The sequence below is a fragment of the Bradyrhizobium sp. HKCCYLS3077 genome, assembly GCF_051167555.1.
GTDB lineage: Bacteria > Pseudomonadota > Alphaproteobacteria > Rhizobiales > Xanthobacteraceae > Bradyrhizobium.
Genome location: NZ_JBNPTH010000001.1, coordinates 614,534 through 638,400 on the forward strand (window position 1 = coordinate 614,534; position 23,867 = coordinate 638,400).

The 23,867-nt window shown below is 67.1% G+C and carries 18 protein-coding genes; 6 read left to right on the plus strand and 12 right to left on the minus strand.

Annotated features, from left to right (window positions below; genetic code table 11):
* The first annotated feature begins 1 nt into the window (after window position 1).
* The 4 genes from ACQR0Z_RS02665 (at window position 2) to ACQR0Z_RS02680 (ending at window position 6,347) form a co-directional block, all read left to right on the plus strand.
* Entirely contained in the window at window positions 2–868 is an 867-nt protein-coding gene (locus tag ACQR0Z_RS02665) for a 3-keto-5-aminohexanoate cleavage protein (protein ID WP_434917608.1), read from the plus strand.
* A gap of 153 nt (window positions 869–1,021) precedes the next feature.
* Window positions 1,022–2,620 (plus strand): AMP-binding protein, encoded by a 1,599-nt coding sequence (locus ACQR0Z_RS02670; RefSeq protein WP_434917609.1) that lies wholly within the window; start codon window positions 1,022–1,024, stop codon window positions 2,618–2,620.
* 140 nt (window positions 2,621–2,760) lie between these two features.
* Window positions 2,761–4,377 carry an acyl-CoA carboxylase subunit beta gene (locus tag ACQR0Z_RS02675; RefSeq protein WP_434876074.1) on the plus strand — a complete coding sequence of 539 codons (1,617 nt, stop codon included), beginning with the start codon at window positions 2,761–2,763 and terminating at the stop codon, window positions 4,375–4,377.
* A 14-nt stretch (window positions 4,378–4,391) separates the two neighbouring features.
* Window positions 4,392–6,347: an acetyl/propionyl/methylcrotonyl-CoA carboxylase subunit alpha gene (locus ACQR0Z_RS02680; RefSeq protein ID WP_434917610.1), complete on the plus strand. Its 1,956-nt coding sequence runs from the start codon at window positions 4,392–4,394 to the stop codon at window positions 6,345–6,347.
* Between the two features lie 354 nt (window positions 6,348–6,701).
* Here ACQR0Z_RS02680 and ACQR0Z_RS02685 read toward each other — a convergent pair whose 3' ends face one another.
* The 5 genes from ACQR0Z_RS02685 to ACQR0Z_RS02705 all read right to left on the minus strand — a co-directional run bounded on the left by ACQR0Z_RS02685 (window position 6,702) and on the right by ACQR0Z_RS02705 (window position 11,491).
* The gene (locus tag ACQR0Z_RS02685) at window positions 6,702–7,064 is read right to left on the minus strand and encodes a response regulator (protein ID WP_434876072.1); all 363 of its coding nucleotides are present in this window, start codon (window positions 7,062–7,064) and stop codon (window positions 6,702–6,704) included.
* Window positions 7,051–8,433 (minus strand): sensor histidine kinase, encoded by a 1,383-nt coding sequence (locus tag ACQR0Z_RS02690; protein ID WP_434917611.1) that lies wholly within the window; start codon window positions 8,431–8,433, stop codon window positions 7,051–7,053. The genes ACQR0Z_RS02685 and ACQR0Z_RS02690 overlap by 14 nt, the downstream gene beginning before the upstream one ends.
* Before the next feature lie 346 nt (window positions 8,434–8,779).
* Window positions 8,780–9,061: a cytochrome c gene (locus ACQR0Z_RS02695; protein ID WP_434917612.1), complete on the minus strand. Its 282-nt coding sequence runs from the start codon at window positions 9,059–9,061 to the stop codon at window positions 8,780–8,782.
* Between the two features lie 31 nt (window positions 9,062–9,092).
* Window positions 9,093–9,842 (minus strand): CBS domain-containing protein, encoded by a 750-nt coding sequence (locus tag ACQR0Z_RS02700; RefSeq protein ID WP_434917613.1) that lies wholly within the window; start codon window positions 9,840–9,842, stop codon window positions 9,093–9,095.
* A gap of 98 nt (window positions 9,843–9,940) precedes the next feature.
* Complete coding sequence (locus ACQR0Z_RS02705; protein WP_434917614.1) at window positions 9,941–11,491, minus strand: AMP-binding protein; 1,551 nt, start codon at window positions 11,489–11,491, stop codon at window positions 9,941–9,943.
* A 305-nt stretch (window positions 11,492–11,796) separates the two neighbouring features.
* Between ACQR0Z_RS02705 and ACQR0Z_RS02710 the strand changes: the two genes are divergently transcribed.
* A complete protein-coding gene (locus tag ACQR0Z_RS02710; RefSeq protein ID WP_434917615.1) occupies window positions 11,797–12,984 on the plus strand; it encodes an ABC transporter substrate-binding protein in 1,188 nt (395 codons plus the stop codon).
* A gap of 60 nt (window positions 12,985–13,044) precedes the next feature.
* Here ACQR0Z_RS02710 and ACQR0Z_RS02715 read toward each other — a convergent pair whose 3' ends face one another.
* The 4 genes from ACQR0Z_RS02715 to ACQR0Z_RS02730 are packed head-to-tail and all read right to left on the minus strand — an operon-like array spanning window position 13,045 to window position 17,649.
* A complete protein-coding gene (locus ACQR0Z_RS02715) occupies window positions 13,045–13,437 on the minus strand; it encodes an MAPEG family protein (protein ID WP_434917616.1) in 393 nt (130 codons plus the stop codon).
* A gap of 27 nt (window positions 13,438–13,464) precedes the next feature.
* Window positions 13,465–14,547 carry a lipocalin-like domain-containing protein gene (locus ACQR0Z_RS02720; protein ID WP_434917617.1) on the minus strand — a complete coding sequence of 361 codons (1,083 nt, stop codon included), beginning with the start codon at window positions 14,545–14,547 and terminating at the stop codon, window positions 13,465–13,467.
* Complete coding sequence (locus ACQR0Z_RS02725; protein WP_434917618.1) at window positions 14,537–16,999, minus strand: FtsX-like permease family protein; 2,463 nt, start codon at window positions 16,997–16,999, stop codon at window positions 14,537–14,539. The genes ACQR0Z_RS02720 and ACQR0Z_RS02725 overlap by 11 nt, the downstream gene beginning before the upstream one ends.
* Window positions 16,996–17,649 (minus strand): ABC transporter ATP-binding protein, encoded by a 654-nt coding sequence (locus tag ACQR0Z_RS02730; RefSeq protein ID WP_434876063.1) that lies wholly within the window; start codon window positions 17,647–17,649, stop codon window positions 16,996–16,998. The genes ACQR0Z_RS02725 and ACQR0Z_RS02730 overlap by 4 nt, the downstream gene beginning before the upstream one ends.
* 196 nt (window positions 17,650–17,845) lie before the next feature.
* Here ACQR0Z_RS02730 and ACQR0Z_RS02735 point away from each other — a divergent pair, with 196 nt between their 5' ends.
* The gene (locus ACQR0Z_RS02735; protein ID WP_434876062.1) at window positions 17,846–19,144 is read left to right on the plus strand and encodes an MFS transporter; all 1,299 of its coding nucleotides are present in this window, start codon (window positions 17,846–17,848) and stop codon (window positions 19,142–19,144) included.
* Between the two features lie 74 nt (window positions 19,145–19,218).
* Here ACQR0Z_RS02735 and ACQR0Z_RS02740 read toward each other — a convergent pair whose 3' ends face one another.
* The 3 genes from ACQR0Z_RS02740 to ACQR0Z_RS02750 form a co-directional block, all read right to left on the minus strand.
* The gene (locus ACQR0Z_RS02740) at window positions 19,219–20,937 is read right to left on the minus strand and encodes an N-acyl-D-amino-acid deacylase family protein (protein ID WP_434917619.1); all 1,719 of its coding nucleotides are present in this window, start codon (window positions 20,935–20,937) and stop codon (window positions 19,219–19,221) included.
* 417 nt (window positions 20,938–21,354) lie between these two features.
* Window positions 21,355–22,578 (minus strand): MFS transporter, encoded by a 1,224-nt coding sequence (locus ACQR0Z_RS02745; RefSeq protein WP_434917620.1) that lies wholly within the window; start codon window positions 22,576–22,578, stop codon window positions 21,355–21,357.
* Between the two features lie 200 nt (window positions 22,579–22,778).
* Entirely contained in the window at window positions 22,779–23,816 is a 1,038-nt protein-coding gene (locus tag ACQR0Z_RS02750; protein WP_434876059.1) for an MBL fold metallo-hydrolase, read from the minus strand.
* Window positions 23,817–23,867 lie beyond the last annotated feature (51 nt).

Here is a 23,867-nt window from a genome sequence, read left to right on the forward strand (position 1 = left end):
CATGAGCGACAAAGCCGTCATCACCTGCGCGCTGAACGGCGTGCTCACCGATCCCAGGCAGCATCACGTGCCGGTCACGCCGGAGGAGATGGCGCGCGAGGCGCGCCGCGCCTATGACGCGGGTGCGGCGATCATGCACATCCATCTGCGTCAGCAGGCGCCGGGCAAGGGCCACCTGCCGTCCTGGGAGGTCAATGTCTCGCGCGAGATTCAGCAGGCGATCCGCGAAGCCTGCCCCGGCGTGATCATCAATCACACCTCGGGCGTCTCGGGCCCGAACTATCAGGGCGCGCTGGATTGCATCCGCGAGACCCGGCCGGAGATCGCCGCCTGCAACGCCGGCTCGCTGAACTATCTGAAGGTCAAGGCCGACAACAGCTGGGCCTGGCCGCCGATGATGTTCGACAACTCGGTCGAGAAGATCGGCGACTATCTCGCGGTCATGAAGGACGTGAACACGATCCCGGAGTTCGAGTGCTTCGACGTCGGCATCGTGCGCTGCGTCGGCATGTATCGCCAGACTGGGATGTATTCAGGTCCGCTCGAATACAACTTCGTTATGGGTGTCGCCTCGGGCATGCCCGCCGATCCCGAGCTGCTGCCGATCCTGCTCAAGCTGAAACTGCCGGAGGCGCATTGGCAGGTCACCGCGATCGGCCGTGCCGAGATCTGGCCGCTGCACCAGCGCTGCGCCGAGCTTGGCGGCCATCTGCGCACCGGGCTGGAAGATACGTTCTATCTCGCTGATGGCGCCAAGGTGACCTCGAACGGCCAATTGATCGAGGCCATCGCCGGCTGTGCGCGGCGCGCGGGCCGCGAGATTGCGAGCCCGGCCGAGGCGCGGCAGATGTTCGGGACCGTGAACTGACGCAACATGCCTCCGTCATTGCGAGCAAAGCGACGTGTCCGCCGAAGCTCGGAGAGCGAAGGCGGAAGCAATCCAGTGCTGCGCGTGACGCCCCTGGATTGCTTCGTCGCCTTCGGCTCCTCGCAATGACGCGGATGGAGAGGGACTAAAGCCATGACCAACCTCGATGCCACCGGCGGCGTAGCCGGGCCGGGCCGGATCGGCCGGGTCGCGATCGGCGATCTCCTGAAGCGCGCGGCGCGACGGTTTCCGGATCGCGTCGCGATCACCGATGGTGGCCGGCAGGTGACCTTCGCCGAGCTGGAGCGCGATGCCAACCGGTTCGCGAACACTCTCGCGGCCAAGGGGCTCAAGCCGGGCGAGAAAATCTCGACGGTCTGCAACAACTCGATCGATTTCGTCAAAGCGCTGTTCGGCATCCATCGCGCCGGGCTGGTCTGGGTGCCGATCAACACCATGCTCGGACCCGCCGACATGGACTACATCCTCGGTCATGCCGAGGTGCGGTTTGCGCTCATCGATGACAATCTCCATGCGCAGCCGGAGCGCCGCGCGGCACTCGAGAAGCGCGGAGTCGAGCTGGTGGCTGTCGACCTCACCGGCACGGCCAAGGCCGCAGGACTGGCCAGCTTCAACGAGCTGATCCAGGGCCAATCCGAGATTGAGCCTGAGATCGAGATCAACGATCGCGATCTGGCGATGATCATCTACACCTCCGGCACGACGTCGCGGCCGAAGGGCGCGATGCATTGCCATCTCGCCGTGGTCATGGCCGTGATGAGCAACTGCATCGAGATGCAGCTGTCGCGCGACGACGGCATCACCGGGCAGTTCCCGCTGTTCCATTGCGCCGGCCATGTGCTGCTGCTCAGCTATCTCTCGGTCGGCGGCCGCATGGCGCTGATGCGCGGCTTCGATCCGGTGGCCTGCATGGAGGCGATCGTGCGCGATCGTCTCACCGTGTTCGTCGGCCTGCCGCTGATGTATCAGGCGATCCTCGATCATCCCCGGCGCAAAGAGTTCGACCTCTCCCACTTACGCACCTGCCTCTACACGATGGCGCCGATGAGCCGGCCGCTCTTGGAGCGCGCGATCAAGGAGCTGTGTCCGAACTTCGTGCTGACCAGCGGCCAGACCGAGATGTATCCGGCGACAACGATGTCGCGGCCGGAGGTGCAGCTCAACCGGTTCGGCAACTACTGGGGCGAGTCGCTGTTCGTGAACGAGACCGCCATCATGGACGATGCGGGAAATCTCCTGCCGCCCGGCGAGATCGGCGAGCTCGTGCATCGCGGGCCCAATGTGATGATGGGTTACTACAAGGATCCCAATTCGACCGCGGAAGCCCGCAAGTTCGGCTGGCACCACACCGGCGATCTCGCCGTCATCGACCAGGGCGAGGTGCTGTTCCTCGATCGCAAGAAGGACATGATCAAGTCCGGCGGCGAGAACGTCGCCTCCGTCAAGATCGAGGAGACCCTGCTGGCGCATCCGGCGGTGCAAAACGCTGCCGTCGTCGGGTTGCCGCATCCGCAATGGGGCGAGGCGGTCTCGGCTTTCGTCAAGCTGAAGCCGGGCGCGCAGGCGAGTGAAGCGGAGCTGCTGGAGCATTGCCGCAAGTCGCTCGGCGGCTTCCAGGTGCCGAAGCTGGTCCGCGTGCTCGACGAGATGCCGATGACCGCCACCGGCAAGCTGCGCAAGGTCGAGCTGCGCCAGGCCTATGGCGAGCATTTTGCGGCGAAGAGCGCGTGAGGCGTGCCACAAACTCCATCGTCATTCCGGGATGGCCCGCAGGGCCAGGCCCGGAATCCATACTCCCGATCGTGGTTATGGATTCCGGGCTCGCGCTTCCGCGCGCCCCGGAATGACGCGCAATAATGAGATCGTTGCTCATGGCCATCATCGAAAACACCATCTCTCCCACCGGCGCCGCCTTCCAGGCCAACCGCGACGGCATGCTCGGGCTGATCGCGCGGATGCGCGATCTCGAGGCGCGGACACGCAACGCCTCGGCCGCGGCCAAGGACCGCTTCCACCAGCGCGGCCAGCTGCTGCCGCGCGAGCGGGTCGCACTGGTGCTCGACCCCGGCGCGCCGTTCCTGGAACTGTCGACGCTCGCCGGCTACATGTTCGATACGCCCGATGCCACCAAGAGCGTGCCGGGCGGCGGCGTCATCGCCGGCATCGGCTTCGTTGCGGGCGTGCGCTGCATGGTGTCGGCGAACGATGCGGCCATCGATGCCGGCGCGCTGCAGCCTTACGGCCTGGACAAGACCCTGCGCGTGCAGGAGCTGGCGCTGGAAAACAAGCTGCCTTACGTGCAACTGGTCGAGAGCGCCGGCGCCAACCTGCTGCGCTACCGCGTCGAGGACTTCGTTCGCGGCGGTAACATTTTTCGCAACCTGGCGCGGCTATCGGCGGCCGGCCTGCCGGTCGTCACCGTCACGCACGGCTCGTCGACCGCTGGCGGCGCCTATCAGACCGGACTGTCCGACTACATCGTCATGGTGCGCGGCCGCACCCGCGCCTTCCTCGCCGGGCCGCCGCTGCTGAAGGCCGCGACCGGCGAGATCGCGACCGAGGAGGAGCTCGGCGGCGCCGAGATGCATACGGCGATCTCCGGGCTCGGCGACTATCTTGCCGAGGACGACCGCGATGCTTTGCGCATTGCGAGGGAGATCATGGGTAAGCTGAATTGGGATCGGCCGTCGCACGACGCGCCGGCGGCGAAGCCGCCGCGCTACGACCAGGAGGACCTGCTCGGCATCATGCCGCTCGATCACAAGCGGCCGGTCGACATGCGCCAGATCATCGCGCGGATCGTCGACGACAGCGACTTCGTCGAGATGTCGCCGAACTACGGCCCCGCGACGGTCTGCGGTCATGCCCGCATCGAGGGCCAGGCGATCGGCATCGTCACCAACAACGGGCCGCTCGATCCCGCCGGCGCCAACAAGGCGACGCATTTCATCCAGGCGTGCTGCCAGAGCCGCACGCCGATCCTCTATCTCAACAACACCACCGGCTACATGGTCGGCCGCGCCTATGAGGAGGCCGGCATGATCAAGCACGGCTCCAAGATGATCCAGGCGGTGACGTCGGCAACCGTTCCCCAGATCACGATCTATTGCGGCGCCTCGTTCGGTGCCGGCAACTACGGCATGTGCGGCCGCGGCTTCCATCCGCGCTTCTGCTTCTCCTGGCCGAACGCCAAGACGGCCGTGATGGGTGGCGAGCAGGCGGCCGAGACGATGGCGATCGTCACCGAGGCCGCAGCGGCGCGCCGCGGCAAGCCGGTGGAGCGCGAGAAGCTCGATGCCATGAAGGCGCAGATCATCGGCGTGTTCGACAGCCAGATGGACGTGTTCGCGACCTCGGCGCGGGTGCTCGACGACGGCGTCATCGATCCGCGCGACACCCGCGCGGTGCTGTCGGAGGTGCTGTCGATCTGCCGCGAGTCCGAGGCGCGCGAACCGCAGCGCATGCAGTTCTCGGTGGCCAGGCCATGAGCGGAGAGAAGACGATGTCGCGCCGGCCTTTCCACAAGGTGCTGATCGCCAACCGCGGCGAGATCGCGCTGCGCGTGATGCGCACGGCGCGCAGGCTTGGTCATGGCGTGGTCGCCGTCTATTCCGACGCCGACGCTGGCGCGCCGCATGTCCGGCTCGCCGATCAGGCCGTCCGTCTCGGTGCGCCGCCGCCGGCGCAGTCCTATCTGAACATCCCGGCGATCATTGCCGCGGCGAAGGCGACCGGCGCTGATGCGGTCCATCCGGGCTACGGCTTCCTCGCCGAGAACGAGGATTTCGCGCGGGCCTGCAAGGAGGCCGGTCTCGTGTTCATCGGACCATCGCCCGAGGCGATCGAGGCGATGGGCAACAAGGCCGGCGCCAAGACGATCATGCAGTGCGCCGGCGTGCCCTGCGTCCCGGGCTATCAGGGCGAGGACCAGGGCGACGAGGCGATGCTGCGCGAGGCGAAGCGCATCGGCTTCCCCGTCATGATCAAGGCCGTCGCAGGCGGTGGCGGCCGCGGCATGCGACTGGTCAGCGAAGCCGGCGCCTTTGCTGACGCGCTGCGCAGCGCGCGCTCGGAAGCTGCAACGGCGTTCGGCGACGGCACGGTCATCCTCGAGAAGGCCATCGCCAATCCGCGCCACGTCGAGATCCAGGTGTTCGGTGACAGCCATGGCAACGCCGTGCATCTCGGCGAGCGCGACTGCTCGGTGCAGCGGCGCCATCAGAAGCTGATCGAGGAGGCGCCGTCGCCGGCGGTCGGCCCGGAACTACGCGCACGCATGGGTGCGGTCGCGGTGCAGGCCGTGAAGGCGCTCACTTACGAAGGCGCCGGAACGCTGGAATTCCTGCTCGACGGCGACGGCCAGTTCTACTTCATGGAGATGAACACGCGGCTGCAGGTCGAGCATCCCGTGACCGAGGCGCTGACGGGCCTCGATCTCGTCGAGTGGCAGCTCCGAATCGCCGCCGGCGAGCCGCTGCCCCTGCGTCAGGAGCAGATCAGCTTCACGGGCCACGCCATCGAGGTGCGGCTGTGCTCGGAGGATGCCGCTCAGGACTTCATGCCGCAGTCCGGACGCATGGCGCTCTGGCAGATGCCGGAACAGATCCGCGTCGAGCATGCGCTGGAGACAGGCGCGGAGATTCCACCCTATTACGATTCGATGATCGCCAAGCTGATCAGCCATGGCGCGTCGCGCGAGGAGGCGCGGGCGCGGCTCATCACCGGGCTGGAACAGGCGGTCGCGCTGGGCGTGACGACGAACCAATCCTTCCTGTCGTCCTGTCTGCGGCACCCGGCGTTCGCCGCCGGCAAGGCAACCACGGCATTCATCGCGGCGCATCGTGACGAGCTGCGTGCGCCCGGCGTCGCGGCCGAAGATATGGCGCTGGCCGCCCTGCTGCTCTCCGTCAGCCATCCGCTGGCGCATCCCTTTCGCCAGGGGCGATCGCTGGCCCCTGCCTTCGCGACGCCGCTTCGCTTTGCGCTCGGGGACGATGTCAGCGAATGCGAACTGCTGCGCGACCGTGACGGCAGCTACAGCGTCGTGCACGGCGGCGTCGCGCAGCGCTGCGAGATTGTGGCTCTGGACGGCGAGACGATCTGGATTCGCCGCGACGGCATCGTCGACAGCGCCCGCTTCGTGCGCGACGGCGATCGCCTGTTCGTGCAGCATCGCGGCCGGGTGCTGGCACTGCGCGACCTCACGCTGGCCGCGCCGCTGTCGGCGGCCGCGTCCGGCGGCGACGGCAAGGTTCGCGCGGCGCTGAATGGCCGCGTGGTCGCGGTGTTGGTGAAGCCCGGTGATCAGGTCGCGGCCGGTCAGCCGATGCTGACGCTCGAAGCGATGAAGATGGAGCATGTCCACACCGCCGGCATCGCCGGCACGGTGATGGCAATCGAGGTGGCGGAGGGGGATCAGGTCACGACGGGCCGGATCGTGGTGGAGATCGCGGGGTGATTGCCGGGGCGAAGTCGCGCGCTGCCGGGCGCGGTCATTGGGCCCTGGCATAGAGACTTCCCGTGTGGTTGCCCCTCACCCCAACCCTCTCCCCGTGAAGAACGGGGAGCGGTGCTCGCGGCGATGCCTCGTCTCAAACTGACGATCCGGAACTGATCATTGAGGCAATCTCCGTCGGCACGAACGGTGCAACCTCTCCCCGCCCTTTTGCGGGGAGAGGTCGGATTGCGCAGCAATCCGGGTGAGGGGCATGGCACTGAGGTTGCCGGCGGGAGGTCTGTCGGAGTCGCATGTCGGCGCCACACACACGAGCCGCCCGCTGCTGTCGCCAAGCCTCAGGACTGCAGCTGCGCTTCACCCCGGCAATTGCCGCCGCAAGGTCGCGACCAGGCGCGAGGTCTGGAAGGGCTTCGACAGCAGCGGCGCGCTGGCGAATTCCTCGGGGCATTGGTCGACCGAATAGCCGGTGACCGCAACGAACGGAACGCCCTGCGCCCTGAGCGCGCGGGCGATCGGGGCCGAGGTCTCGTGTCCGAGATTGACGTCGAGAACGGCGAGGTCGCAACGGTGCCGCTGCAGCAGGTGCAACGCCTTTCCCACCGTCGGCGCGACGCCGACCACGGCAAACCCGGCCTCTTCCAGCTCGACCGACAGGTCGAAGCCGATCATGGGATCGTCCTCGACGATCAGGACATTGACCTTGTCAGCAACGGGCATGGAGGCTGCCGCGGCTGATGCGTTGCAAGGGGCAGTTGAGGTGCCAGCGGAGGCCGGACGCTGCGTAATCGATCTCGACCGAAGCATCCAGCCCGGCCCGGACCATGTCGGTGATGACGCGGCTGCCGAAGCCGCGCTGTTCCGGCGACGCGACCGCGGGGCCACCGCTCTCGCGCCAGCTCATGTCGAAGTCGTCGCCATCGCATCGCCAGTCGATCGCAACACGTCCGTCGTTGCCCGAGAGCGCGCCATGTCTCGCGGCATTGGTGATCAGCTCGTGGACGGCCAGGCCGATCGCCTGTGCCGCTTCCGGCGTCAATTCGATCTGCGGCCCGTCGATCGCGATGCGATTGCCGATGAGGTCGCGGAAGGCGCTGAGCTGGGCGTGAACGAGATCGCGCAGCGGAATGAACCGCCAGTCGTTCTGGATCAGCAGATCCTGATTGCTCGCGATCGCCTGCAGGCGCTGCAGGAAGCGATCGAGATCGAGCGGCCGGCCGTGGCGCGTCATCTGCCGCGCAATCGCCTGCACCAGCGACAGCAGGTTCTTGCTGCGATGGTTGACCTCGGCGAGCAGGGTGCGCAACTGCTCGCGGGTCTGGCGCTTGTCGGTGATGTCGCGCACGATCTTGGAGGCGCCGATGATGCGGCCGGCGGGATCGCGGACTGGTGACACGGTCACCGAGACGTCGATCAGCGCGCCGTCCTTGCGCAGCCGCACGGTTTCGAAATTGTCGATCATCTCGCCGGAGACGACGGTGGCGAGGATGCGATCCTCCTCGGCCTGGCGCTCCCCGGGGATGATCGTGCGGATCGAGCGGTTGATCATCTCGCCTTCCGAGAAGCCGAAGATGCGCTCGGCGCTCTTGTTCCAGCTGGTGACGGTGCCGTCCAGCGTCTTGCTGACGACGCCATCCGATGAGGAGGTGACGATGGCGGCCAGCATCGCGGCGCTGCGCTGCGCCGTCTTGATCGTGGTGACGTCGCGCAGGATGCCTGAGACGCCGATGATCTGACCGAGTCCGTCGCGGATCGGCGAATAGGTGATGGCGACCTCGATCGGGCGGCCGTCTTTCGCCAGCCGGACCGTCTCGAAGCTCTCGATCGAAGCGCCGACGCTGACACGGGCGCGGATCGACAGGGCCTCCTGCTTCAGCTCGGGAGGAACGATATTCAGAATCGACTGGCCGATCATCTCGGCGGCGCGATAGCCCAGCATCCGTTCACATGCCGCATTCCAACTGCGGATGATCCCGTCCACGGTGGTGCCGAAGATGGCGTCAGCGGACGCATTCACGATCGCGGCGAGATAGGCTGCGTCGTCGTCGGTCGCGCGGGGGGCGTTGGAGGCGCCGGGCATTCCGTGCACGTCGCGGGCTCCTTGCTAGCAGGCCGGCCAAGAAGGCGCTGCGCACCCGATTACCAACTTGTTTGTGTACGAATGCAAGAGCTATCTCATTCGCTGCTTGGTGTTGGCTTTTCCGGCAACGAGGACAGGGAGCGTCGCCGTCGGCTGACCGACGGGGGACGTGCTCCAGCTCACGACGGCGAGTACACGAAACGCCGACCTGACAGTTTTGTTCCGATGGACCGGCCAAAAGGAGCGAGCGCTCGAACGTTGGTAAATCGTCGCCGTGCAGCGCATCCCTATACCGGGTGCAGCGCAGCGCACACCGCGCCAGCCACCATTTGCGAGCCGCAGGACTGGTGGACGATTACTGCCTGAGGCTCAAGACGTAGCCGGCCAGATCAGCTGCATCGGTCGCGCTGAGCGGGCTATTGGCCATCGTCGCGTGCGGCAGCAGCAGGAACTTGAGCAGCATGTCCCGGGTCAGGCCATCCTTGGCCGCGATGGCGACGAACGGCCGAGCCCGCCGGAACCGGGGTGCCTCGGCGCCCACCACGTGACACTCGGCGCACCAGCGTTCGGCGAGCTGGCGGCCATGGTCGAGATCCTCCGCCGCGGCCGGTGTCAGGGTCAGCAGCAACAGCAACATGGCGAGGGAACAGCGCACGGTGCGAGCCTCCTCACAGCGGCTGGTCGTCGTCGGTCGAGGGCTCTTCCTGCAGCGAGACGATGTCGCCGCCGCCGAATTCGTCCTCTGGGGGCGGGTAGACCCACATGTGGTCGCGGACCTCGCGGACGCCTTCGACGCTTTTGGCAGCGACGATGGCCGTGGCACGTTCCTTCTCGTGACGCACCGCACCGCTCAGATGCGCGATCCCGTTGCGAACCACCACGTTGAAGCGGCAGTGCTTGCAGGCCGCCTGGTCGAGCGCGTCCAGGACCGCGCTGCGGAGGCCATCGTCGTCGGGCGTGGGCCCAGGAACGGTGGTGGCGAGATCAGCCAGGGTCTGGACGAAATCGGTGTGGGTGATCATGCCGACGAGGTGGCCGCTGCTGACGACGGGCAGGCGCTTGACGCTGCGCGTCTCCATGGTCTCGGCGATCTCGGCCAGCGCGGCATCCGGGCTGACCGTAACCGGCGGACGGCTCATGATGTCGCCGACGGTGCGGCCATGGGAATGGACAAAGTCGGCGCCGATCCGGCCGCGTCCGACCAGGAGATCGAGCCAGCGGCCGGATCGACGTTCGGTGCCAAGTTCGGCGCGGCGCAGGAAGTCGCCGTCGGTGACGATACCGACGAGCTGACCGGAGGCATCCACCACCGGCAGTCCGCCGATGTGGTTACGCAGCATGATCCGTGCAGCCTCGGCGACCGGTGTTCCCGGCGTCACCGTGATGACCGACCTCGTCATGATTTGATGAGCGCGCATGTCGTCGTCTCGTGCAATGGCTGCGGCTGCAATCGGTGGAGGATAGGCTCGGCGATGCTGCCTGCGCTTGACAAGGATCAACCCGAGGTCGCGACGGTCTAGACGATCCGCGAGGTCTTGTTGCCCCAATAGCGGTTGCGCAACAGGCGCTTGTAGAGCTTGCCGGTCGGCAGCCGCGGCAGCTCCTTCTCGAAGTCGATCGAGCGCGGCACCTTCTGCCGTGCCAGCGATTGCCGGCAAAAGGCGATCAGCTCCTCCTCCAGCTCAGGACCGGGCGTGATGCCCGACATCGGCTGGATCACCGCCTTCACCTCCTCGCCGAGATCGGCATTGGGCACGCCGAACACGGCGGCATCGGCGACCTTGGGATGGGTGATCAACAGGTTCTCGCATTCCTGCGGATAGATGTTCACGCCGCCGGAGATGATCATGAAGGTGGCGCGGTCGGTGAGATAGAGATAGCCGTCGGCATCGACATAGCCGACGTCGCCGACGGTGCTCATGGTGCCGTCGGCCGAGCGCGCCTCCTTGGTGCGCTCGGGGTCGTTGAAGTACTCGAACGGCGATCCCGTCTTGAACCATACCGTGCCGGCGGTGCCGACAGGACAGGGCTGCATGTTTTCGTCGAGGATATGCAGGTCACCGAACAGCACCTTGCCGACGGTGCCGCGATGCGCCAGCCACTGCTCGCTGTCGCAGGCGGTGAAGCCGAGGCCCTCGGTGGCGCCGTAATATTCGTGGATGATCGGCCCCCACCATTTGATCATGTCCTCCTTGACCTGTGCGGGGCAGGGTGCGGCGGCGTGAATGGCCACTTCCAGCGAGGACAGGTCGTAGCGGGTGCGGACATCCTCGGGCAGTTTCAGCATGCGCGAGAACATCGTCGGCACCAGCTGCGTATGGGTGATGCCCCATTGCTGGACGAGCTGGAGATAGCGTTCGGGATCGAAATTCTCCATGATGATGGCGGTGCCGCCTGAGCGGATGGTGAGATTGACGGCGGCCTGCGGCGCGGAATGATAGAGCGGCGCAGGGGAGAGGTAGATCATGCCCTCGCGATAGCGCCACAGCTTCTCCAGGAAGTCGAAGATCGGGAGCTGCTGCACCGGCGGCTGCTCCGGCAGCGGCCGCAGGATGCCCTTCGGCCGGCCCGTCGTACCGGACGAGTACAGCATCGCGGTGCCGACGCTCTCGTCGGCAATCGGCGTCGACGGCAGGCCGGATGTCGCCTCCGCCAGGCCGACGATGCGGTCGCTTTCACCTGGGCCATCGGCGACGATGCACAGCTCGATGCCTGGCGCTTCCTTCAGCGCCTCCCGCGCGACGTCGAGCTTGGCGACCGAGGTGATCAGCAGGCGCGACTGGCTGTTGTTGAGGATGTAGGCGAGCTCGCCAGGCGTCAGGTAGGAATTCACGCAGGTGAAGTACAGGCCGGAGCGCTCGCCGGCGCCGCACGCCTCGAGATAGCGATTGTTGTTCTCCATGAAGATCGAATAATGATCCAGCCGCTTCAGGCCATGACGGCGGAACAGATGCGCAAGGCGATTGCTGCGCGCCTCCAGCTCGCGATAGGTCACGGCTTCGCCGGTGGAGGCCATGATGAAGGCGGGCTGCAAGGGGCGCAGCTTCGCGTGCTTGCCGGTGTACATGTCTGCTCCTCCCATGACCGTCCGGCGGAGGCTTCGGGTGCACGCGGCGTAAGGCAGGGCGGAGCGATGCGGACGACGTCCGCATCACGCGCTGGGCTGTTTCCATCCGGGCACACCATCCTCACGGGGGCGGCAGCTTGTTGATTGCCGGCCAGTCTAGCGGACGGGTTCCATGCGGATCAACCGCCGTCTCAGCCCTTTGGCTGAGGCGGGAAGGGATGGGCGCGGCCGGGGTTCTGGCCTAACGTGAGGGCGCATTCCGAACGAATGACTTCTCAGAAGCAAGAAACTCCGGGAGAGACGATATGAATTCGCGTTGGTTGGCCTTTGCGGCCATCGGTGCGCTGCTGATCGCGGCGCCAGCCTCGGCCCAGGTCAAGATCGGCATCCTCAACGACCAGTCCGGCGTCTATGCCGATTACGGCGGCAAATATTCCGTCGAGGCCGCCAGGATGGCGATCGAGGATTTCGGCGGCGAAGTGCTCGGGCAGAAGGTCGAGATGGCGACGGCCGACCACCAGAACAAACCTGATCTCGCCTCGTCCATCGCCCGGCGCTGGTACGACACCGAAGGTGTCGACATGATCACCGAGCTGACGACCTCCTCGGTCGCGCTGGCGATCCAGGATCTGTCGAAGGAGAAGAAGAAGATCGACATCGTCGTCGGCGCCGCGACCTCGCGCATCACTGGCGATGCCTGCACGCCCTACGGCTTCCACTGGGCCTATGACACCCGCGCGCTCGCTGTCGGCACCGGCGGCGCGCTGGTCGAATCCGGCGGCGACACCTGGTTCTTCATGACCGCCGACTACGCCTTCGGCTATGCGCTGGAGAAGGACACCAGCGACATCGTGACGTCCAAGGGCGGCAAGGTGCTGGGCTCGGTGCGCATCCCGCTGAACTCCTCGGACTTCTCGTCCTTCCTGCTGCAGGCGCAGAGCTCGAAGGCCAAGATCATCGGGCTCGCCAATGCCGGCCTCGACACCACCAACTCGATCAAGCAGGCGGCCGAGTTCGGCATCGTCAAGGCGGGCCAGAAGCTCGCCGGCCTGCTGATGACCTTGTCCGAGGTGCACGGCCTCGGGCTCGAGGCGGCGCAGGGGCTGGTGCTCACCGAGGGCTTCTACTGGGATCATGACGACAAGGCCCGCGCGTTCAGCGAACGCTTCATGAAGCGGACGGGGCGCATGCCGAGCATGATCCACGCCGGCACCTATTCGGCGACGCTGTCCTATCTGAAGGCGGTGAAGGCCGCGGGCACCAAGGATTCCGACGCCGTCGCGGCGAAGCTCAAGGAACTGCCGGTCGACGATGCCTTCGCGCAGGGCAAGGTGCTCGCCAACGGCCGCATGGTCCACGACATGTATCTGTTCGAGGTCAAGAAGCCGTCGGAATCGAAGAAGCCCTGGGACTACTACAAGCTGCTCGCCACGGTGCCCGGCGACAAGGCGTTCTTCACGCCCAAGGAGAGCGGCTGCCCGCTGACGAAGTAAGCGCGACACCATGGCTGTCGTCCCGGGTCAAGGCCGGGACGACAGCGGAGGGGTTGGCGGTCAGCCGTGCAGCATCCGCCACAGGATGGCGACGAGCGCGCCGACGAGCAGGGTGGAGGCTGCCAGCGCCTGGATGCCGAAGCCGGGGCCGCGCTTCTCGGCGGCCTTGGCGTAGGACACCATGTACATCGCGCGGCCGGCGATCCAGACGATGCCGATCAACGCCGCAATCGCATCGCTGACATAGATTGCGAACAGCCACAGCGCCGGCAGGAAGATCGGCAGCCATTCCAGCGTATTGACCTGCACCCGATAGGTGCGCTCGAAATCGAGATTTCCCGTCACCGCCGGCGCCTTCACACCGAAGCGGGCCCGCGCCTGCGCGACGCGGACCGCCATGTAGAAGTACAGCATGAGCGCGAGCACGGTGACGATTGCGGTGAAGTGATACATGCGTGGTCCCCCCTCTTGTAAGCGCCTTTAATATCCGGTCAGCTCGAGATAGCCCACCCCGCTATGGCTGCCCTTGAAGCTGATCGGCCCCTCCCAATACGGCACGCGCGTGCCCATCCAGGCATTCGGATTGAGCGGCGTGCTGTCGATGGCGATGCCGAGCGCTGATATCTCGACGCGCCAGCCGACCGGGAGCTTGCGTTCGCCGATGCCGACGATGGTCGTGGCTCGCATCGCGATGTCGCCAGGGCCGAGCGGTCGCGACGCGCCGTCGGCCGTGATCCAGGTGCCGGACGTGTAGTCGCCGTTGCCCTGTCGCATCCGGTACAGCATCAGCTTCTCGCCGCCGAAAAAATGCAGCGCGAACCAGTCCCAGCCGCTCTGGTCGGAGGCCAGCGGTTGGCTGCTCCATTCGCGGTCGAGCCAGGCCATCCCCGTCACATCGACCGCCTTGTCGTCGAACGTGATGCGGCCGCGCGCGCGATAGAACGGCTGGCTGTAGTAGTAGGAGGCCTGGCCGCGCTCCGACTTGCGGCTGTAGCCACCGATGCCCTGCAGCACCACGGGACGGTCCGCCTCCAGGTGCAGCGCGTAGGAGAAATCGGCCGCGCTCGCGCTCATGTCGAGCGGCGCCAGCGACGGGTCGTCGGTCGCCGCCGTGCCGCGCAACTGCCAGTCGTCGATCCAAGCCTGGAACGGCTTGGCGTCAACGCCGGCCTGCCCGACGCCGCCGCGCGCAAACTTCTCAGTCGAGCGATGGCTGTCGGCGCGCGTCACCGCGGCGTGCGCCATCCAGAGCTGCTGGTTGTCGAATCCTTGCGCTTGCGGTCCGGGCCGCGATGCCGAGCGGAACAGCGTCCATTGCAGGCCATAGGCCTTGCCGTTGGCGTCGCTGAGATTGGCCGTGATGTACCACCACTCGATGCGGAAATCGTCGTGCGGCCCGTGGTCGGCCGGGAAGCTGAATGTCTTGCCCGGCGTCACCGGCGCAAAGCCCTCGGCGCTGTCGGCGAGGCCGGCAAAGCCCTGCGCGCGGGCGAGGCGCGGCAGCGCCAGCAGGCCGAGCCCGCCGATCAGGCCGCGCCGCGTGATCATGGCTCTAGCGCTCAATGGTGAAGGTCCTCACGAGATGGGCCGGCTGCATCCGCGCCAGCCGCAGCACCGGCAGCAGCGAGGCGATCAGGGCCGCGACGAGGGTGACGATCAGCAACCGCACCAGCTGCAGCGGAAACACGTCGAACGGCAGCCGCCAGCCGAAGGCTTTGACGTTGACGATCGCGATCAGGCACCACGCCACCACCAGCCCAAGCGGCAGCGCCAGCAGCGCGGTGAGGCCGGCGAGCGACAATGTCTTCAGCAACTCGACCTCGGCGAGCCGGCGCCGCGTCAGCCCGATCGCCCAGAGCGGCGCGAGCTGCGGCAGCCGCGAATTCGCGAGCGTCAGCAGGCTCGTCAGCAGCGCGATCGCGGCGACGCCGAGCGTGAAGGTGTTGAGCGCGCCGGTCACCGCAAAGGTGCGGTTGAAGATCTGCTTGGACTCCTGCTTCACCGTGGCCTGGTCGACGACGTTGCGGCCGTCGAGGCCGAACTTGTCCGTCAGCGCGCTGATCAATCCGGGCACGTCGGCGGGCGCCGCGCGCACGGCCATGCGCGTGATCGGCGTCGCCGGAAAGCGCCGCGTCAGCGCAGCGACGTTGACGGTGACCTGGCCCTTCGGATTGCCGTAGTCGGCATAGATGCCGGCCACGCTGATACGCCAGTCGCCGGTCGGTGCGGCAATGTCGATGCTGTCGCCGAGCGAGAGATTGAGTCGCCGCGACAGCTGCTCGCTGATGAAACCGGCGTCGCCGCGCACCAGCTGCTTCCAGGCCTCGGGGCCCGCCTGCAGCAGCGGCCAGTGCTCGCGATAGGTGTCGTGATCGGGCAGGCCGAGCACATCGATCGGCGCGCCTGCGAGCTGCGTCTCGGCGCGGCCGCCCGGCAGCACCGCCCGCACCTCGGGCCGCGTGCGCAGCCAGCCTTGAATCTCGCGCGCCTGCGCTTCGTCGGTCGCGCTGATGTAGATATCGGCGGCAAGCCGTCCGTCGAGCCAGACCAGGAAGGTGCGGCTGAACGTTTCGACCATCGTCGCCACGCCGACGTTGACGGCGAGCGCCATCAGCAGCGCCATCAGTGCCAGCGACAGCCCTGAGATCTGCTGCCGGCTGTCGGCCCAGAACCATTGAGCGAGCGCTGCGCGCGCGCCGCGCTCGCCGAGCCGCAGCACCAGCTCCAGGATCGCCGGCAGCAGCAGCGCGGCGCCGAGCATCATTGCGGCGAGCACGCCGAAGCCGGCGAGCAGCGATTGTCCGAGCCACAGCAGCAGGCCGGCCGTGACGAAGAAGGCGAGCGCGACGGCGCTCTGCAAGCGCAGCCAGCGCCGCTGCGCTTCCTGCCACGCGTAAGGCTGCGCCGCCGACAGGATCGGCAGCCGCATCGACTTGATCAGGCTCGTGGTCGCCGCCGCCAGCGCGCCGGCGACGCTGATGACGAGGCCGGCGAGCCACCATGCCGGCTGCAGGCTCAGCTCGCCCGGCACCTGCGCGCCATAGAGCCCGCGCAGCGACGCCGCCACGTTCGGCAACAGCGATGCTGCGATGATGTAGCCGCAGACGAGTCCGGCGAGACCTGCAACGAGCGCGAAGGCGATGAGCTCGCCGATCAGCACCGCGTTGAGCTGGCGAGCGGACACGCCGCAGGCGCGCAACGTGCGCAATACCGGCAATCGTTGCTCGAAGGCAAGGCCGATCGCGGAGTTGACGATGAACAGCCCGACGACGAAGGACAGCAGGCCGAAGGCGGTGAGATTGAGATGGAAGCTGTCGGTCAGTCGCTCGAGGTCGGTCTCGGCCTCGGGCTGGACCAGTTGCAGCCGGCCGCCGGCAAAGCTCTGCAACGGCGCGCGTTGGCCTATCGTCTTGCCGACCAGTAGCCGCGAGATCTGGCCGGGCTTGTCGAGCAGCCGCTGCGCGTCGCTGATGTCGACAACGAGCACGCCGGGTGCGAGCTGCTGTTGCGCCATCAGCGGCGGCATCACGGCGTCATTGCTTAGCCGCGGCGCCGCGCCGTCCTTCAGTCCGAGTTCGGCCAGCGTTTCCGGCGAGATCAGCGTGCGGTGCGGCGGCGTCAGGAACGCCTCGAGCTCGCTGCGCCCGACCATCGGCGCATCGCCGACCTCGCGGGGAATGCTGAACGGCTCGATGCCGAGCAGCCGGATCGAACGGCCGTCGATCTGCACCCGGCCCTCGACCACCGGCGACACCGCCCAGCCGGCGCGGCGCAGCTCGGCGAATACGCTTTGCGGCAGCATCTTGCCGTCGGTCGCGACCAGCATCGGCGTGCGTGCGCCGCCGAAGATCGCGGCCGCGCGGTCATAGGAGTTGCGCGCCTGCTGGTTCAGCGCCTGCACGCCGCTCCACAGCGCGGTGGCCGAGATCAGCCCGATCAGCAGGGTGGCGAGCTGCATCGGATGCCGGCGCCAATGGCTGAGCAGCACCGCGAGAATCCACAGCGCGCGCCTCATGCGACGCGGCCTGCATGCAGATGAACGTGGCGGTCGAGCATCGCGGCGAGGCGGGCGCTGTGAGTCACCATCAGGAAGCCGCAGCCGGTGCGCGCGACGAGATCGCGCGTCAGCGCCATCACCTCGTCGGCGGTGTCCTCGTCGAGATTGCCGGTGGGCTCGTCCGCCAGCAGCAGCGCCGGCTTGATCGCCAGCGCGCGGCCGATCGCGACGCGCTGCTGTTGTCCGCCGGACAATTGTTCGGGATAGCGCTTCAGCAGCGGCTTCAATCCGAGCCGCTCCACGAGTTCGGTGTGCCACGCCGCATCGTGCCGCCCCGCGAGCCGTGCCTGAAAGGCGAGATTGTCGGCCACCGAGAGGCTCGGCACCAGGTTGAACTGCTGGAACACAAGCCCCAGCCGCTCGCGCCTCAGCGCAGCGCGGCCGGCATCGTCGAGCGCGCTGACCGGCGTGTTCTCCAGCAGGATGTCGCCGCGATCGGCGGCATCGAGGCCCGCGATCAGGTGCAGCAATGTGCTCTTGCCGGAGCCGGATTCACCGGTCAGCGCGACACGCTCGCCGCTGAAGACGTCGAGATCGACGCCGCGGAGAACGTTCACGGTCTCGCCGGCGGAGGGATAGGTCTTGAACAGGTTTCTGACGCTCAACACGGGATCAACTGCCTTGCTGCACGACGGCATATAGCAAGGCCGCAGCGCGATATCACGGGTGTCTTGGTCGTGCCGCGTCCTTCGCCGGTATTGCTGTCATGCAGCCGCAGACGTCGGTTGCGTACGATGCGCGGGCGTGGCTAGCATGAGGAAAACCCGCATTGACGGGGATCAAGAGAAACGACGGGGAACGACCATGGCCGCGCCAGCGACGACTGCGTCGACATCGATCAAAACGCCGAAGGGCGCCTGGAGGATCACGCTTCTCCTGTTTCTCTTCATGCTCGTGAACTTCGCCGACAAGATCGTGGTCGGGCTCGCGGGCGTCCCGATCATGACCGATCTCAAGCTCTCGCCGGAACAATTCGGCCTGCTCGGCTCCTCCTTCTTCTTCCTGTTCTCGATCTCGGCCATCGCCGTGGGCTTCGTGGTCAACCGCATCGAGACGCGTTGGGTCCTGCTCGCGCTGGCCGTGATCTGGTCGATTGCCCAGTTTCCGATGGTCGGCGACGTCGGCTTCACGACGCTTCTGATCTGCCGCGTCATTCTCGGCGCCGGCGAGGGCCCGGCCGCGTCGGTGGCCCTTCACGCGATGTACAAATGGTTCCCCGACGAAAGGCGCGGCCTGCCGACCGCGCTGCTGTCGCAGGGCGCGGCCTTCGGCGTCATCGTGGCGGTGCCGGCGCTGAACGCCATCATCGTCAGCTTCGGCTGGCACTATGCCTTCGGCGCCCTCGGCCTGGTCGGATTGCTGTGGGGCGCCGCCTGGATCGCGCTCGGCCGCGAGGGGCCCCTGGCCGATACCGACACGACGGCGACCAAGGAGACGCCGGTGCCCTATACGCAGCTGTTGCTGTCGCGCACCTTCATCGGCTGCGTCGCCGCCAGCTTCAGCGCCTATTGGGCGCTGTCGCTCGGCCTCACCTGGTTCACGCCGTTTCTGATCAAGGGGCTCGGCCTCAGTCAGCAGCAGGCCGGCCTCGTCTCGGTGCTGCCCTGGATCTTCGGCGCGGTGGTGGTGCTGGCGACCGGGCTGCTGTCACAGGTGCTGATGGCGCGCGGACTCTCGACTCGTCTTGCCCGCGGCGTGCTCGGCTCGGTGCCGCTGGTGGCCGGAGGTCTCGTCATGGCCATGCTGCCGTATGGCGGCAGTCCCGCGATGCAGATCGCGTTGATCGTGATCGGCTCGGGCTTGTCCGGTGCGATCTACGTCGTCTGCCCGCTGATGATCGGCGAGTTCACGCCCGTCCGCCAGCGCGGCGCTGTCATGGCGATCTATGGCGCCGGCTACACGCTCGCCGGCATCGTCGCGCCGATCGTCATGGGCAAGGTGGTGCAGAACGCCGCAACGGCGCTCGACGGCTATGTGCAGGGCTTCGTCATCAACGCTGTGGTGCTGGTGGTCTCAGGCCTGGTCGGCCTGGCGCTGCTGTGGCCGGAGAGCGAACGCGCGCGCCTGGCGGCGTACCGGGCGGCGATGCCCAAGTTTGCTTGAGCATGTAGGCCCCCGCAGACTGCGCCACGCCGCGTGTCGTCCCTGAGAGGCGCGCGGCACGCGCGCGCGACGGCTCACTGCAAGCCGGCACGCGCCCCCCTGACCAGCCGCCCTGGCCGCGCGCCGGTGGCCTGGCCCTGGCGGCGTGTCACCACGCCTGAGACGATCGTCGCGTCGTAGCCGTCCACGTCCTGCATCAGCCGGCGGCCGCCGACCGGCAGGTCGTAGTGCACCTTGGGCGGATGCAGATGCAGCCGGTCGTAGTCGATGACGTTGACGTCGGCCTTGTAGCCCGGTGCGATCAGGCCGCGGTCCTCGAGGCCGACCGACAACGCGGTCTTGCGCGCCTGCGCGGCGACCACGAACGGGATCGACAGCTTTTCGCCACGCTTGCGGTCGCGCGTCCAGTGCGTCAGCAGGTAGGTCGGAAAATTGGCGTCGCAGATAATGCCGCAATGCGCTCCGCCGTCGCTCAAGCCTGGCACGCTTCTGGGATCGCGCAGCATCTCGTAGGTGGCGTCGAGATTGCCGTCGGAATAGTTGAGGAACGGCACGTAGAGCATGCCGCGTCCGCCATCCGTCAGCATCGCGTCGTAGGCCAGTTCCTCCGGCCGGCAGCCCTTCGCGCGCGCTTGCGAACCGAGCGACCGCTCCGGCGGCTGTTCGTAGTCCGGCGGATCGCCGAGCAGGTACATCTTGTCGTAGTTGGGCTTGAAGAACAGCGGATCGTCGGTGGCGGTGGCCTGCTCGCTCAGGATTGCCGCGCGGAGCTGCGGATCGCGCATCCGCGCGACGCGCTCGTCGAGCGGCAGGTGCGCGATCGCCTGGTAGCTCGGATGCGTCTGCAGCGGGTTGCGCGACAGTTCGAGCCCGAGCAGCAGTCCCACGGGGCGCGCCGCGATCTGCGCCGTCACCGACAGGCCGCGCGCGGCGGCGGCATTGATTTCGGCCAGGGTCTGCCGCCAGCGCTGCGGCGCGCGGTCGTTCTGGGTGACCGAGAACGAGATCGGACACTTCGTGGCGTCGGCGATGCGCAGCATCATCGGCAGGTCTTCGTGGATGGTCGAGATGTCCAGCACGAATTGCAGCACGCTGCGGCCGGCGCCGTGCATGGCCTGCGCGATCGTGGTCAGCTCGTCCTCGCCGGCCTTGAGCGTCGGCGTGTAGTCGCCGGTCGACGTCCGATGGTTGAGCGTGCGCGAAGTCGAGAAGCCGAGCGCGCCGGCCTTCACCGCGTCGCGCGCCAGCGCGGCCATGGCGCGGTTGTCATCAGCCGTGGCGGGATCACGCCGCGCGCCGCGCTCGCCCATCACATAGACGCGCAGCGCCGCATGCGGCAGCTGCGCGCCGATGTCGAGGTCGAATGAGCGCCTGGACAACCATTCCATGTAGTCCGGAAAACTTTCCCACTCCCAGGGAATGCCGGCCTCGAGCACCGGCTCGGGAATGTCCTCGACGCCCTCCATCAACTGGATCAGGCGCTGATGATCGGCCGGCCGGCACGGCGCGAAACCGACGCCGCAATTGCCCATGATCGCGGTCGTGACGCCGTTCTGCGAGGACGGCGAGATGTCGTGGCTCCAGGTGACCTGGCCGTCGTAGTGGGTGTGGACGTCGACAAAGCCGGGCGTGACCAGCTTGCCGCGCGCATCGATCTCCTCGCGGCCCGACGTGGCGACCTTGCCGACCGCCGCGATGTGGCCATCCGCGATCGCGACATCGGCTTCGTACAGGTCGCCGCCCGAGCCATCGGCAATGGTTCCGCCGCGGATCACGAGATCTGGCTGCGTCATGGCGTGTCTTCCCCGGATGTTTGTTGTTGTGGTCATCATCGGCGGACGAGGGATGATGTCAACCTGCGAGGAAGCGGGTGTGTCTCGATGCCTATGCGCTGCGGATATGAGTCAGTGGCTCAGCACGAGCCGTCGCTTCAGGACTTCTGAGTGGAAGTCGAGCTGCCTCCACGACGGAGGTAAGCCCCCCTCCCCCTTGCGGGGAGGGGTCGGGGGTGGGGGCCTCCGGGCGCAGCTCGAAGTGATGAGAAGCGGGAAAAGACTTAGAACCAATCGGCTTGCAGCGATTAGGTGCGCATCACGGACTTCAGCGCTCGTGGACCCCCACCCCCGACCCCTCCCCGCAAGGGGGAGGGGAGTGGACTGTGCGCGGGGTGAGAGCTTCGTGCATCGCGAAGATGCGCGACATCAGCAGCGTCACGCCGCCTTCTTCTTCGGCTCGGTGAAGAACGCCAGCACGATGGTCAGCAGCATGAAGACGACTGACGTGCCGAACACCCAGCGCGGGGCGTTCATGTCCATGATCCAGCCGAACAGCAGCGGGCTGACGACGCCGGCGAAGTTGAAGCCGGTGGAGACGATGCCGAAGGCGCGGCCGGCGGCGCCGGGAGGCGCGGCGTTGCGCACCATCATGTCCCGCGACGGCGCGATCACGCCCGCCATAAAGCCCGCGACCAGCATGATCGCGACCAGCAGCACGGCAGGCAGGCTGACGAAGGTGATGATCAGCACCAGCACCGCATTGATCGCATAGGCGACCGCCGCGACCAGGTTGTGGTGGCGAATGCGGTCGGCGAGCTGGCCGCCGGCGAGCACGCCCACGGCGCTGGCGCCGAGGAACGCGGTCAGCGCGATGTTGGCGGTCGAAAACGAGATGCCATAGCCGTTCATGAAGGCGACCACGCCGAAGCTGGAGATGCCGGCGTTGGACAGGCTGAGCAGCATGAAGAACACGGTGAGCAGCATCAGCATCGGCGTCAGCAAATTCGGCTGCTTGGCCTTGGTCCCGTCGGCCTTGAGGGCATGCGGATGCGGCGGCACCTCCGGGACATTGCCGACGAGCAGCAGCAGCGCGGCGAGCGGGCCGACGAGGCCAGCCGCGATCAGGGCGCCGGAGCCGCCGACGGTGGTGACCAATGCTGCCATGACGGCGGGCGCAACTGCGCCGCCGAGATAGCCGGCAAAGGTATGCACGCCGAAGGCGCGACCCATCCGGCTCTCTTCCATGTGGGCCGAGAGCAGCGCGTAGTCGGAGGGATGGTAGACCGCGTTGGCGAGGCCGAGCAGCACGGCCGCGACAACGAGGCTGGTATAGGTCAGGTAGACGCCGAGCATCGCCAGTGACAGGCCGCCGAGCGTGAGGCCCAGCAGCAGGATGCGGCGGGCGCCGGCGCGGTCGACGAGATAGCCGACGGGAGCCTGGGTGAGCGCCGACACCACCGCGAACACCGTGAGCGGAAAGCCGAGTTCGACATAGCCGACGCCGAGCTTCTCCTTGAGGTACGGGAACAGCATCGGCAGCACCAGCATGTGCAAATGGCTGACCCAATGCGCCAGCGAGATCAGCGCCAGCGTGCGCAGCGAGGAGGCGGCGCGGATCGGAGCAGAGGTATGTTGCGATGCGGCGAGAACGTCAGCCATGGCGGATCCGTGCGACTCCGGGCGAAAACGATGGGCTGGAGGGGCGCGTTGCCGGTCAAAGCCATGGGCTCCCGCGGAGGGCGCGCGACACAACGCCACACTATCGGATTGCGGTTCATTGTCCATGAACGGCCGCGCATGGCACCTGCGCGCGCCGGCGGCGCCGCGTTGGCCCACGGAGGCCGGCCGGAGTACGCCTGCTACGGGACCACCGGCCCGCCGGCCTTCTTCCACGCATCCAGCCCGCCCTCGATATGCGCGGAATTGGCCAGCCCCGCCGCTTGCGCCGTCTGCACCGCCATCGCCGAGCGTTCGCCATAGGCGCAGAAGAACACGATGCGGCGGCCGGTGGCGGCGGCGACCTCGCGCAGCATGCCGCCCGGCTTGAGGTTGTCGGCGATCCCGGGATAGGGCGCGTGCAGCGCGCCGGACAGCGTGCCGTGCTTGGCGCGCTCCGAGGCCTCGCGCAGGTCGACCAGCAGCACGTCCGGCCGTCCCAGGCATTCGATCGCCTCGCGCGCCGACAGCGACAATCCCTGTCTGGCGAGTTCCTCCTGGTGCAGGCCGACGCGCATGTTGGCGGGGACCGCGACGTCCATCATCTTCGGATTCGGCAGCTTCAGATTGGCCATCAGCGTCACGTAGTCGTCGATCGACGTCACCTGCAGGCGCGGATTGTAGCGGCGCTCCTCGCCGATGGTGGAGACGGTGTCGCCTTTGTAGTCGTGGGCGGGATAGACCAGCGTGTCGTCGGGCAGCCGCAGCAGCTTGTTGAAGATCGAGTCGTATTGCTGGCGCGCGTCGCCGTTCTGGAAGTCGGTGCGGCCGGTGCCGCGGATCAAGAGCGTGTCGCCGGTGAAGACGCGGTCGCCCATCAGGAAGCTGTAGGAATCGTCGGTGTGCCCCGGCGTGTACATCACGTCGAGGCTGATGCCTTCGATGGCGATCCGGTCGCCCTCGCTGACGCGCATCGCCACCACGTCGGCCTTGGTCTGCTCGCCCATGATCGTGACGCAATGGGTGCGGTCGCGCAGCGCACCGAGCCCGGTGACGTGATCGGCATGCAGATGGGTGTCGACGGCCTTGACGAGGCGCAGGTCCAGCTCGCGCAGCAACTGGCAATAGCGGTCGACCTTCTCGATCACGGGATCGATGATGACAGCCTCGCCGCCGCTGCGGCTGGCGAGAATGTAGCTGTAGGTGCCGGAGACGCTGTCGAACAATTGGCGGAAGATCATCGGCGTGTCCTCCCGATTCGGATCGCCGCCGGTTTAGACCACGATGGGCTC